The sequence below is a fragment of the Mesorhizobium sp. M0983 genome (genome assembly GCF_040318975.1).
Taxonomy (GTDB): Bacteria; Pseudomonadota; Alphaproteobacteria; order Rhizobiales; family Rhizobiaceae; genus Mesorhizobium.
This window is the reverse complement of the sequence record NZ_JAMYNH010000008.1, coordinates 129,663-141,731: the sequence shown is the minus strand read 5'-3', so window position 1 is coordinate 141,731 and position 12,069 is coordinate 129,663. Positions and strand designations below refer to the sequence as shown.

At 64.0% G+C, this 12,069-nt stretch carries 8 protein-coding genes and 1 tRNA gene; 6 read left to right on the top strand and 3 right to left on the bottom strand.

What is annotated here, in order from left to right; all coding sequences use genetic code 11:
* Positions 1-32 precede the first annotated feature (32 nt).
* From betI to betB, 5 genes are read left to right on the top strand one after another with little or no spacing between them, the layout of a single operon-like run.
* Positions 33-623 (top strand): choline-binding transcriptional repressor BetI, encoded by a 591-nt coding sequence (gene betI, locus NKH71_RS16920; protein ID WP_023718431.1) that lies wholly within the window; start codon positions 33-35, stop codon positions 621-623.
* Complete coding sequence (gene betC, locus NKH71_RS16915) at positions 620-2,149, top strand: choline-sulfatase (protein WP_023718432.1); 1,530 nt, start codon at positions 620-622, stop codon at positions 2,147-2,149. The genes betI and betC overlap by 4 nt, the downstream gene beginning before the upstream one ends.
* Complete coding sequence (locus NKH71_RS16910; RefSeq protein WP_023718433.1) at positions 2,149-3,156, top strand: threonine/serine dehydratase family protein; 1,008 nt, start codon at positions 2,149-2,151, stop codon at positions 3,154-3,156. Before betC ends, NKH71_RS16910 begins: the two co-directional genes overlap by 1 nt.
* A gap of 3 nt (positions 3,157-3,159) precedes the next feature.
* Positions 3,160-4,812, top strand: coding sequence for a choline dehydrogenase (gene betA, locus NKH71_RS16905; RefSeq protein WP_023718434.1), 1,653 nt, complete (start codon positions 3,160-3,162; stop codon positions 4,810-4,812).
* A gap of 57 nt (positions 4,813-4,869) precedes the next feature.
* Positions 4,870-6,333 (top strand): betaine-aldehyde dehydrogenase, encoded by a 1,464-nt coding sequence (gene betB, locus NKH71_RS16900; RefSeq protein WP_023718435.1) that lies wholly within the window; start codon positions 4,870-4,872, stop codon positions 6,331-6,333.
* Here betB and NKH71_RS16895 read toward each other — a convergent pair.
* Together NKH71_RS16895 and NKH71_RS16890 are read right to left on the bottom strand one after the other, a co-directional pair.
* Positions 6,297-8,567: an AGE family epimerase/isomerase gene (locus NKH71_RS16895; protein WP_023718436.1), complete on the bottom strand. Its 2,271-nt coding sequence runs from the start codon at positions 8,565-8,567 to the stop codon at positions 6,297-6,299. The two genes, betB and NKH71_RS16895, sit on opposite strands and share 37 nt — an antisense overlap.
* 15 nt (positions 8,568-8,582) lie before the next feature.
* The gene (locus NKH71_RS16890) at positions 8,583-10,097 is read right to left on the bottom strand and encodes a phosphomannomutase/phosphoglucomutase (protein ID WP_502895881.1); all 1,515 of its coding nucleotides are present in this window, start codon (positions 10,095-10,097) and stop codon (positions 8,583-8,585) included.
* Positions 10,098-10,302: 205 nt separating this feature from the next.
* Here NKH71_RS16890 and NKH71_RS16885 point away from each other — a divergent pair.
* A tRNA-Pro gene (locus NKH71_RS16885) sits at positions 10,303-10,379 on the top strand.
* A gap of 70 nt (positions 10,380-10,449) precedes the next feature.
* On the opposite strand, the gene NKH71_RS16880 is transcribed toward NKH71_RS16885, so the two are convergent.
* Positions 10,450-12,069: an ABC transporter ATP-binding protein gene (locus tag NKH71_RS16880; RefSeq protein ID WP_352895190.1), complete on the bottom strand. Its 1,620-nt coding sequence runs from the start codon at positions 12,067-12,069 to the stop codon at positions 10,450-10,452.

The following is a 12,069-nucleotide window of genomic DNA, read 5'->3' as shown; positions in this document are numbered from 1 at the left end:
AAAATAAACTTACCCAACAGGCCGGAGCAAGAATGCCGAAACTCGGAATGGAGCCGTTGCGCCGCAAGGCGCTCATCGACGCAACGATCTCGGCGATCGGCGAGCGCGGTTCGCTTGATGTCACGATGTCGGAAATCGCCGGGCGCGCCGGCGTGTCCTCGGCGCTTGCCCACCATTATTTCGGCGCCAAGGACGAATTGCTGTTGGCGACGATGCGGCACATCCTGAGCGGGCTCACCGCCGATACGCGGCGCGCGCTTCGCACGGCCGGCACGGCGCGCCAGCGCGTCTCGGCAGTGGTCGCGGTCAATTTCTCCGACGTCCAGTTCCAGCCGGAAACGATCGCCGCCTGGCTCGCCTTCTATGTCGAGGCGCAGAAATCGGCAGCACTTCGCCGGCTGCTCAAGGTCTATGCACGGCGGCTGCATTCCAATCTGCTTAGCGGGCTGACCGGTATCCTGCCGAGAAGCGAGGCCGACCGGGTTGCCGAAGCGACGGCGGCGCTGATCGACGGGCTCTATATCAGGCGCGCGCTGAAGGACGGCGTGCCCGATGCCGCGACCGCGATCGCACTGGTTGAGGACTATCTCGAAATGAAGCTTAGCGGACGGCAGAAGCAGTGACATCCAAGCGACCCAACATCCTGATCGTCATGGTCGATCAGCTCAACGGAACGCTGTTTCCAGACGGGCCGGCAGACTTCCTGCACGCGCCACATCTGAAGGCGCTCGCCGCGCGTTCGGCGCGTTTTTGCAACAACTACACCGCCTCGCCGCTCTGCGCGCCGGGCCGCGCCGCATTCATGAGCGGCCAATTGCCGTCACGCACCGGGGTCTATGACAACGCCGCCGAATTCACCTCGTCGATCCCGACCTTTGCCCATCATCTGCGCGCCGCCGGCTATCACACCTGCCTCTCTGGCAAGATGCATTTCGTCGGGCCGGACCAGTTGCACGGCTTCGAGGAACGGCTGACCACCGACATCTATCCGGCCGATTTCGGCTGGACGCCGGACTATCGCAAGCCCGGCGAGCGGATCGACTGGTGGTATCACAATCTGGGCTCAGTGAGCGGTGCCGGAACTGCCGAAATCACCAACCAGCTGGAGTATGACGACGAGGTCGCCTTCCATGCGGTGCAGAAGCTCTACGATCTTGCCCGCGTCTCCGACGACGTCGCACATCGGCCCTGGTGCTTGACGGTTTCCTTCACCCATCCGCACGATCCCTACGTCGCACGGCGGCGCTACTGGGACCTCTACGAGGATTGCCCGGCGCTCGAGCCCGAGATCGGCTTCATTCCCTACGACAGGCAGGACCCGCATTCGCAGCGGCTCTACCGCGCCAGCGACTATGATAGCTTTGACATCACCGCGGAGCAGATCCGCCGCGCGCGGCGCGGCTATTTCGCCAATATCTCCTATCTCGACGACAAGCTCGGCGAGTTGCTGTCGGTGCTCGAGCGCACGCACATGCTCGACGACACGGTCATCCTGTTCTGCTCGGACCACGGCGACATGCTCGGCGAGCGCGGCCTGTGGTTCAAGATGTGCTTCTTCGAAGGTTCGGCGCGGGTGCCGCTGATGATCGCCGGCAAGAGCATACGCACCGGGCTGATCGACACGCCGGTCTCCAACCTCGACGTGACGCCGACGCTTTGCGATCTCGCCGGCATCGACATCAGCGCGATTGCGCCGTGGACCGACGGCCAGTCGCTACTGCCGCTGCTGAACGGAAGGAAACGCTCCGCGCCGGTGCTGATGGAATATGCAGCCGAAGGCTCGAACGCGCCGATGGTGGCGATGCGCGAGGGCCGCTACAAATTCATCCATTGCGAGATCGATCCGCCGCAACTGTTTGATCTTGAATCGGATCCGCTGGAATTGACCAACCTCGCCGCCGATCCGGCCAATGCGGCTTTGGTCGCGGCTTTCACCGGCAAGGTGCGGGAGCGCTGGGACATGGCGGCGTTCGATGCCGCGGTGCGTGCCAGCCAGGCACGCCGCTGGGTGGTCTACCCGGCGCTGCGCAACGGCACCCACTACCCTTGGGAATTCCAGCCGCTGCAGAAAGCATCGGAGCGCTACATGCGCAATCACATGAACCTCGACCTGCTCGAAGAGCAGAAGCGCTTTCCGCGAGGCAAATGATGGCAGACAGTCTCGTCCCCTCGCTCGACCATCTCAGGCAGGCCTATGCCGCCACCTCCAAGGCGACGCAGATCACGCCGCTGCTGGAATCGGCGGCACTCGCCCGCGAGACCGGCGCCGCCCGCTTCTTCGTCAAGGCCGAGTCGCTGCAATGGGCAGGATCGTTCAAGGTGCGCGGCGCCTACTGGCGGCTGAAGCGGCTGTCGCCTGACGAAGCCAAAAAGGGCGTCGTCGCCTATTCCTCCGGCAATTTCGCGCAAGGGCTGGCGGCGGCGGGCCAGGCGCTCGGCATTCCTGTCACCATCGTCATGCCGATCGACGCGCCGGCCGCCAAGCGCGACGCCACATCGGGCTACGGCGCGCACGTCGTGCTGACCGACCATGGCGAGCGCGCGCGTGAGGAAGTCGCTGCCGCCAGGGCGCGCGAGATCGCCGCGAGCGAAGGCCTGGCGCTGCTGCACCCGTTCGACGATCCGGAGATCGTCGCCGGCCAGGCCGGTGCCGGGCTGGAGGCACTCGACCAGCTCGCCGCCAGGCAAACCGAGGCCGATCTCTTGTTCTGCTCGGTCGGCGGCGGCGGCCTGATCGGCGGTGTTTCGCTGGCCTTCCACTACCTGTCGCCAGCCACGAAGATCATCGGCGTCGAGCCGGAAGGTTTTGACGGCATGGGCTCGTCGCTGGCACATGGCGCCATCGAAACCATGCCGATCGGGCCGAAATCGATCTGCGACGGGCTGATGTCGCGGCGGCCTGGCGACGCGCCGTTCGCAGCGGTGAAGACCGCCGGCGTTCGCGGCGTCACCGTCGACGATGCTTCGGTGCGGCGCGCTATGCGGATCGCCTTCGAGCGGCTGAAGCTGGTGCTCGAGCCTTCGGGCGCTGCTTCACTCGCGGCGTTGCTCGGCGGCAAGGTCGACGTGACCGGCAAGACCGTTCTCGTAGTGGCAACCGGCGGCAACGTCTCGCTGGCCGATTTCATTGCGCATATGAACCATGGGCGCGCATGAACCATGCTTGAAGCGGATTTCGTCATCATCGGCTCCGGCTCGGCCGGCTCGGCCATGGCCTACCGGCTGTCGGAGGACGGCAAGCATTCGGTGATCGTCATCGAATATGGCGGCAGCGATATCGGGCCGCTGATCCAGATGCCGTCGGCGCTGTCGATCCCGCTCAACATGAGCCTCTACGACTGGGGCTTTGCCAGCGAGCCGGAGCCGCATCTCGGCGGCCGCGTGCTGGCAACGCCTCGCGGCAAGGTCATCGGCGGCTCATCCTCGATCAACGGCATGGTCTATGTGCGCGGCCATGCCCGCGACTTCGACCATTGGGCCGAACAGGGCGCGGCCGGCTGGGGCTTCGCAGACGTGCTCCCGTACTTCAAGCGAATGGAGGACAGCAATGGCGGCGAGAATGGCTGGCGCGGCCATGGCGGCCCGCTGACTGTGCAGCGCGGCTCGCGGACCAATCCACTCTACGGCGCCTTTGTCGAGGCAGGCCGTCAGGCCGGTTTCGAGCTAACCGATGATTACAATGGCGCGAAGCAGGAAGGTTTTGGGCCGATGGAGCAGACCATTCGTGGCGGTCGCCGCTGGTCGGCGGCGAGCGCCTATCTCAGGCCGGCACTCAGGCGGAAAAATGTCAGCTTGGTCAAGGGGTTCGCCCGACGGGTAATCATCGAGAATCAACGCGCCACCGGAGTCGAGATCGAAGCGCGCAAGCGGATTCAGGTGATCAGAGCGCGGCGTGAGGTGATCGTTGCCGCGTCCTCGATCAACTCGCCCAAGATCCTGATGCTGTCCGGCATCGGCCCCGGCCAGCACCTCAAAGAGAACGGCATTCCGGTGATTGTCGACCGGCCCGGCGTCGGCCGCAATCTGCAGGACCACATGGAACTCTACATCCAGCAGGAATCGACAAAGCCGATCACGCTGAACTCCATCTTGAACCCGTTCTCGAAGGCATTGATCGGCGCGCAGTGGCTGTTCTTCAAGTCCGGCCTCGGCGCCACCAATCATTTCGAGGCGGCCGCCTTTGTGCGCTCGCGCGCCGGCGTCGATTATCCCGATATCCAGTATCACTTCATACCGGCAGCAGTCCGCTATGACGGCAAGGCGGCGGCGAAGGCGCATGGCTTCCAGGCGCATGTCGGGCCGATGCGGTCGAAGTCGCGCGGTTCGGTCACGCTGCGCTCGCCCGATCCCAAATCGAAGCCGGTGATCCGCTTCAACTACATGTCGCATCCGGACGACTGGACGGAGTTCCGCCACTGCATCCGGCTGACCCGTGAGATCTTCGGGCAAGCGGCCTTCGATCCTTACCGCGGCAAGGAACTGTCGCCGGGTTCGCACGTACAATCGGACGACGAGCTCGACGCCTTCATCCGCGACCACGCCGAAAGCGCCTATCACCCTTGCGGCACCTGCAAGATGGGCCGTGCCGACGATGCGATGAGCGTCGTCGATCCGGAATGCCGCGTCATCGGCGTCGAAGGGCTGCGGGTCGCCGATTCCTCGATCTTCCCGCGCGTCACCAATGGCAATCTCAACGCGCCGTCGATCATGACTGGCGAGAAGGCCGCCGACCACGTTCTCGGGCGCTCGCCGCTGGCGCCGTCCAACCAGGAACCATGGATCAATCCGCGCTGGCAGGCGTCGGACAGATAGGCCATGATCCGGCGGACGCACATTCCGCCTGCCGCGAAAGACGATTGGAGAACAGTCATGCGCGCCCAGCCAACGGCATCGCATTATGTCAACGGCCGCTATATCGACGACGAGCGCGGCGCGCCGCTGCCGGTCATCTATCCGGCGACCGGCGAGACCATTGCCATGCTGCGCTCGGCGACGCCGAACGTGCTTGAACTCGCGATCGAAGCCGCGCGTGCGGCACAGCCGGCCTGGGCACGGCTGAAGCCGGTCGAGCGCGGCCGCATACTGCGCCGTGCCGCCGACATTTTGCGCGCCCGCAATGCCGATTTGGCGCGTATCGAGACGCTCGACACCGGCAAGCCGATCCAGGAGACGCTGGTTGCGGACGCCCCTTCGGCGGCGGATTGCCTCGAATATTTCGGCGGCGCGGTCGCCGCCTTTAATGGCGAGGCCGTCGATCTCGGCGGTCCCTTTGCCTATACCAGGCGCGAGGCGCTCGGCGTCTGCGTCGGCATCGGCGCGTGGAACTACCCGATCCAGATCGCCGGCTGGAAATCCGCACCCGCCCTCGCCATGGGCAATGCGATGGTGTTCAAACCGTCGGAAAACACGCCGCTTTCAGCGCTGGCGCTCGCCGAAATCTACACCGAGGCCGGGCTGCCCGACGGGCTGTTCAATGTCGTGCAAGGTTTTGGCGATGTCGGCGCCGGCCTTGTCGGCCATGAGGTCGTCGCCAAAGTCTCGGTGACCGGCTCAGTGCCGACCGGCCGCAAGGTGCTGTCGCTCGCCGGCTCGAAGATGAAGCACGCGACGATGGAGCTCGGCGGCAAGTCGCCGCTGATCGTCTTCGAAGACGCCAACCTCGAAAACGCCATCGGCGGCGCGATGCTCGGCAATTTCTATTCGACCGGTCAGATCTGCTCCAACGGCACACGGGTCTTCGTGCAGCGCAGCATCCATGACCGTTTCGTCGAAAGGCTGACCGAGCGGACCAAGAAAATCCGCATCGGCGACCCGCTCGACCAGGACACGCAGATGGGGCCGCTGGTCTCGAAGGCGCAGCACGACAAGGTCGTCTCATACATCGAGGCCGGCAAGCAGGATGGTGCGGTGCTCGCCTGCGGCGGCAATGTGCCTTCGCTGCAGGGTTTTCAGGGCGGCTTCTTCGTCGAGCCGACGGTGTTCACCGGTGTCACCGACACGATGCGCATCGCCCGCGAGGAGATTTTCGGGCCTGTCATGAGCGTGCTGAAGTTCGACAGCGAGGACGAGGTGATCGAGCGCGCCAACGACACCGAATTCGGCCTCGCTGCAGGCGTGTTCACGCGCGACCTGGCGCGCGCCCACCGTGTCATCGCCGAATTGCAGGCCGGCACCTGCTGGATCAACGCCTACAATCTGACGCCGGTCGAAATCCCGTTCGGCGGCTTCAAGCAGTCCGGCATCGGCCGCGAGAATTCGCTCGCGGCATTGGCACTCTATTCGCAGCTAAAGTCGGTCTACGTCGAGACCGGTGATGTCGCCAGCCCGTACTGATCCTTGCGGGCCGTACCGTCCAGATACTGCGTCAGCGCACAGACCAGATGGTAGAAGATGCTGGCCGGCACCTCGCTTGCCAGCGAGCGGCCACGCTCGTCGATGCGGTCGATCCACAGGCCGAGCGGTGCCGGATTGATGTGCCAGCGGAACAGCCGGCCGACACGCGCCTCGATTTCCGGCTTCAGGTCGGGACCGCCCGAGCCGTCCAGCGCGATCGCTGCCTTGATTGCTTCGGCCTGCGGCCAACTGCGCGAGACGCGGTCGAGCGGCAGCCCTTGCCGCGAGACGGCGCCGTAGGCGAGGCCTGTGGCGCGGTTCAGGCCATTGGCAATCGCCGACGCGTAGAGTTTCCTGGCGAGGCCGGTCAAGCCGCTTTGGCCGCTGCGGCCCGCGAAGTCGACCAGCAGCGAGGCCCATTCGAAATGATGGCCCGGTTCGGTCCACGTGCCTTTCTCGCCAGGGGCTGGCCGCCATTCATTGTCGAAATACTCACCCAGCGTCCAGCTTTCCGGGTCGAAGAAATGGCTGCGGAACAGATCGACGATGCGCGCGGCGCGGCGAAGATAGGCGCGCTCGCCGGTCGCCTGATGCCAGGCCAAAAACGCCTCGAGCAGATGCATGTGCGGGTTGGAGCGGCGTTCGCCCTCGCCGCTCGAGGTCTCGCGGAAGCCGGTCAGGCGTTCGTCCTCGAGATGCGCGTCGATGAACGCAAAGGTCTCCTCGCCAAGCCGCAATGCATCCGGATTGCCGCACATATGGGCATGCGCCAGCGCCAGAAGCACGCAGGAATGGTCATAGGCATCCTCGGCGGCATCGGCGACGGTGCCGTCGACGTTGAGCGTGCGCACCCAGCCGCCATTATCGGTGCGGCCGTTCCTGGCCATGAATTCGAGGCCGTGGCTAATCAGCCGATCGGCCGGGCCGTTCCAGCCGCGCGCCTTGGCGACGGCGAAGGCATAGATCTGCCTGGCCTGCGTGCGCATGCGCTTGGGTTTCATCAGCGGGGTGGCGTCGAAACCGAGCGCCTCATGGAACCCGCCATGGCGCTCATCGACGCCGATCGTCGACCACAGCGGCACCGTCTCCTCGAACAGCCAATGGTGCACGCGGCGTTGCCAGGCGCCGCTTTCGATGACGCGATCGTCGGCGGGCGTGAACCTGGTCTCCAGGCGGCCGCTCTTTTCGAGCTGCTCGACGATCTTCTTGACGTTCTGGCTGTGGCTGACCGGCGCGACGAAAGTGGCGTCGGCGGTCGAGACGATGGCGACGTCCTTCAGGCCAATGGCCGACAGCAGGCGGCCGTCGCTGCGGATATAGGAGTTCTCGCAATCGATGGCGACGACGTCGCCGACAATGACGTTGCCCTGCTTGTCGGACGGCCCGACATCGAGCAGCGATTGCCAGGAACCGAGATCGTTCCAGCGAAAGCCGGCCGGCACCATGGCGATGCCGCTGGCGCGCTCCATGATCGCATAGTCGATCGATGTCGAAGGGATGGCGGCATAGAGCTCCAGAGGCATGTAGAGGCCGGAAAGATCCGATGTCGCAGCCTGGTAGGCAGCCTCTGTGGCGCTCCAGATGTCTGGCTGGAAAGCCATGAACGCGTCGCGCATGGCACTGGCGCGAAACAGGAAGATGCCGGTGTTCCAGTAGAAATTGCCGGCCTCAAGATAGCTCTGCGCGGTGGCGAGATCGGGTTTTTCGACGAAACGCGAGACATCGCAGATGCCATCGCGCTCGCCGGCCACCTCGATGTAGCCATACCCGGTCTCCGGTTGGGTGGGCTTGATGCCGAACACCACCAGCCTGCCTTCGCGCGCCGCCGCCGTGCCGGCCTCGACGCTCCGCCAGAATTGCTGCGCGGTCGCGATCTCATGGTCGGACGGCACCACCAGCACCAGGCTGTCGCCGAATTCGGACAAAGTGCGCAGGCTTGCCAAAGCGACGGCCGCGGCAGTGTTGCGTCCGGTCGGCTCGAACAGCGGGCCGCCGCCGGAAAGCTCGTGGCCGGCAATGTCGGCATGAACGCGGTCGGCGTGCCTTTCCGAGGCAATCAGGAAAACCGGCGTTTCGCCTTCCGGCCGCGCAGTCAGCCGGCGTAGCGTCTTGGCCAGCATCGAGCCGTCGCCGGAGAAATCATGGAACTGCTTGGGATTGTCCTCGCGCGACAGCGGCCACAGCCGCGAGCCGATGCCGCCGCTCATCACAAAACTGACGATCCGTTCGGTCATGAAAATAAGTCCCGCTCAAAAGGTCTGATTGTAGGCGCCGACTTCCGGGCTGCGGCGCAGCACCGCGTCGACGGCTTCGAACATCTGGCGACGCCGCTCGGACGATACCGGGCTTTCGACCACCACCACAAGCTCCGGCTTGTTCGATGATGCCCGCACCAGCCCCCAAGTACCATCCTCCGCCACGACCCTGACGCCGTTGACGGTGATCAGCTCGGCGATCTTCTGGCCGGCGAAGACTGCGCCCTCGTCCTTCATCTTGCGAACATCGCCTACGACCCGCTCGACGACGCCGTATTTGAGCTCGTCGGCGCAGTGTGGCGACATGGTCGGCGTGCCGAACGTCAGCGGCAGATCGCGGTAGAGGTCGGCCATGCTGCTTTGCGGGCTGCGATCCAGCATCTGGCATATAGCAATGGCCGTGACCAGGCCATCGTCATAACCGCGGCCAATCGGCGGATTGAAGAAGAAGTGGCCCGATTTCTCAAAACCGGCGACAGCGCCGAGTTCGGCGACGCGCCGTTTGATGTAGGAATGACCGGTTTTCCAATAGTCGGTGACCGCGCCATTTTCCCGCAACACCTTGTCGGTCATGAACAATCCGGTCGACTTGACGTCGACGACGAAAGTCGAGCCGGGATAGAGGTGTGAGATGTCGCGCGCAAGCATGACGCCGACCTTGTCGGCGAAGATCTCGTTGCCTTCATTGTCGACCACGCCGCAGCGGTCGCCGTCGCCGTCGAAGCCGAGCCCAACATCGGCGCCAGTTTCCAGCACCTTGTCGCGAATGGCGTGCAGCATCTTCATGTCTTCGGGGTTGGGATTGTAATTCGGAAACGTATGATCGAGCGCGACGTCGAGCGGAATCACCTCGCAGCCGATCCTTTTCAGTGCCTCGGGAGCGAAAGCCCCGGCGGTGCCGTTGCCGCAGGCGGCCACCACCTTGAGCTTCCTCGAGATACGCTTTCCCGCTGTCAGATCGTCGAGGTAGGTTTTGCGGAAATCCGCAACGAAGTCATAGGAGCCGCCACCGACAAGGTCGAAATCGCCTGAGAGCACGATCGCCTTCAGCGCGCTCATCTCCTCCGTACCAAAAGTCAGCGGGCGCGCCGCGCCCATCTTGACGCCGGTCCAGCCATTCTCGTTATGCGAGGCGGTGACCATGGCGACGGACGGCGTGTCGAGCGCGAATTGGGCGAAATAGGCCATCGGCGACAAGGCCAGCCCGACATCCTTGACCCGCGCGCCGGCGGCCATCAGCCCGGAAACCAGCGCCAGCTTGATGGCAAGCGAATAAGAGCGGAAATCGTGACCGGTGACGATGTCGGGTCCGGCACCCAGACGGCGGATCAGCGTGCCGAGCCCCATGCCGAGCGCCTGGACGCCGATCAGATTGAGCTCTGGCGGCTCGTTCGAACCGGGATGGCCAAACCACCAGCGCGCATCATATTCGCGAAACCCGGATGGCTTGATCAACGCCGAGGTTTCGAACTCAAAAGTGTTTGGTTTGACATCGCTAACGATCTTCATCGACAAGGCTGCAACTCCAGGCGGCTGAATCAGATGCTTCGAGGCAAGTGGACGGTTACCTAGAAGCCCCTTTAAGCCGTGTTTGTGCGACAGGAAACTGAAACCTGTATGACGTAGCGGCTAAAGCGAAAGAAATGCGACGGAAGCGCTGCCATTGGCGCTTGCAGTAACCAAATGCGGCGGCTATAAGCCCGCGGTCTGGTCACGGAGTGTAGCGCAGCCTGGTAGCGCACATCGTTCGGGACGATGGGGTCGCAGGTTCAAATCCTGCCACTCCGACCAGAAAAAACAGCGGCTTAGCTGTTCTTGTTCCCGAAACAACCACCTTCCGCCGCAGTTCTGACCAATCGCGCTATGCGCTCAGGCGAAATCGCGTCACATCGATGGCCGCGGCCATCAGTGTCTGCGTATAGGTTGCCTGCGGATTGCTGAAGATCGCCTCGGACGGCCCCTCCTCGACGATCTTGCCCTGCTTCATGACGATGATGTAGTCGGCCATGGCGCGCACGACCGCGAGATCGTGGCTGATGAACAGATAGGACAGTTCGTGGTCGGCCTGCAGCTTGCGCAGCAATTCGACGATCTGCTTCTGCACGGAGCGGTCCAGCGCCGAGGTCGGCTCGTCCAGCACCACCACTTTCGGCTTCAGTATCATGGCGCGCGCAATGGCGATGCGCTGCCGCTGACCACCGGAGAATTCGTGCGGATAGCGGTTGCGCGTGTTCGGGTCGAGCCCGACTTCGAGCAAGGCATCGACGGCGCGGAGATCGCGCTGCCTGCCCGACAGATTGGGCTCGTGGACCAGGAGCCCTTCGGTGATGATCTGGCCGACGGTCATGCGCGGCGACAGCGAGCCGAACGGGTCCTGGAAGACCAGCTGCAATTCGCGCCGCAGCGGCCGCATCGCCTGGCGGTCGGCGTGGGAGATGTCGCGGTCGCCAAGCCGGATGATGCCGTCGCTGGGCAGGAGCCGCAGCAAGGCGCGGCCGAGCGTCGACTTTCCCGAACCGGATTCGCCGACGATGCCGATGGTCTGGTTGCGCTTCAGCCGGATCGAAATGCTATCGACAGCGCGCAATATCAGCGGTTCTCCACCAAGAAAGCCGCCGCCGATCTTGAAGGTCACTTCGACGTTCCTGCCTTCGAGCAGGACGGGGGCATTCGGAGGCGGCGGGGCCTTGGTGCCGCTCGGCTCGGCGGCAAGCAACATCTTGGTGTAGGCGTGCTGCGGGTTGACGAAGATTGCTTCCGCCTCGCCCTCCTCGACGACCTCGCCATAGCGCATCACATAGACCCGGTCGGCAAAGCGCCTGACGATTCCGAGATCGTGGGTGATGAAGACGATCGCCATGCCGAGCTTGCGCTGCAGTTCGGCGAGCAGCATGAGGATCTGCGCCTGGATGGTCACGTCGAGCGCCGTCGTCGGCTCGTCGGCGATCAATATGTCGGGGTCATTGGCCAGCGCCATGGCAATCATGACGCGCTGGCGCTGACCGCCCGACATCTCGTGCGGATAGGATTTCATCCGCCGCTCCGGATCTGGAATATGGACCAGCCGCAGCAGCTTGAGCGCCTCTTCGCGCGCCTCGGCGGCGCCAAGCCCGCGATGCTTGCGGATCGGTTCGATCAACTGGCTACCGATCGAATAGAGCGGGTCGAGCGAAGTCATCGGCTCCTGGAAGATCATGCTGATCTTGCGGCCGCGGATCTTGTTGAGCTCGGGCTTGCTCAGGGTCAAAAGATTGCGGCCGCGGTAGTCGACGCTCCCGGTGGCTTCGCCGTTCGAGGCCAGCAGGCTCATCGCCGCCATCATCGTCTGGCTCTTGCCGGAGCCGGATTCGCCGACGACGGCTACCGTCTCGCCTGATTTAACATGGATATTGATGCCCTTCACCGCCTCCACCACGCCGTCGAGCGTGCGGAAGCGGACGCGAAGATCCTTGACGCTGAGAATGGTTTCGGAAGCAGCCAT

What these genes read in the sequence shown, in the direction of transcription:
- betI (WP_023718431.1), top strand. Translation starts at nt 33, where the DNA reads ATGCCGAAACTCGGAATGGAGCCGTTGCGCCGCAAGGCGCTCATCGAC.
- NKH71_RS16910 (WP_023718433.1), top strand. Translation starts at nt 2,149, where the DNA reads ATGGCAGACAGTCTCGTCCCCTCGCTCGACCATCTCAGGCAGGCCTAT.
- betA (WP_023718434.1), top strand. Translation starts at nt 3,160, where the DNA reads ATGCTTGAAGCGGATTTCGTCATCATCGGCTCCGGCTCGGCCGGCTCG.
- betB (WP_023718435.1), top strand. Translation starts at nt 4,870, where the DNA reads ATGCGCGCCCAGCCAACGGCATCGCATTATGTCAACGGCCGCTATATC.
- NKH71_RS16895 (WP_023718436.1), bottom strand. Translation starts at nt 8,567, where the DNA reads ATGACCGAACGGATCGTCAGTTTTGTGATGAGCGGCGGCATCGGCTCG.
- NKH71_RS16890 (WP_502895881.1), bottom strand. Translation starts at nt 10,097, where the DNA reads ATGAAGATCGTTAGCGATGTCAAACCAAACACTTTTGAGTTCGAAACC.
- NKH71_RS16880 (WP_352895190.1), bottom strand. Translation starts at nt 12,069, where the DNA reads ATGGCTGCTTCCGAAACCATTCTCAGCGTCAAGGATCTTCGCGTCCGC.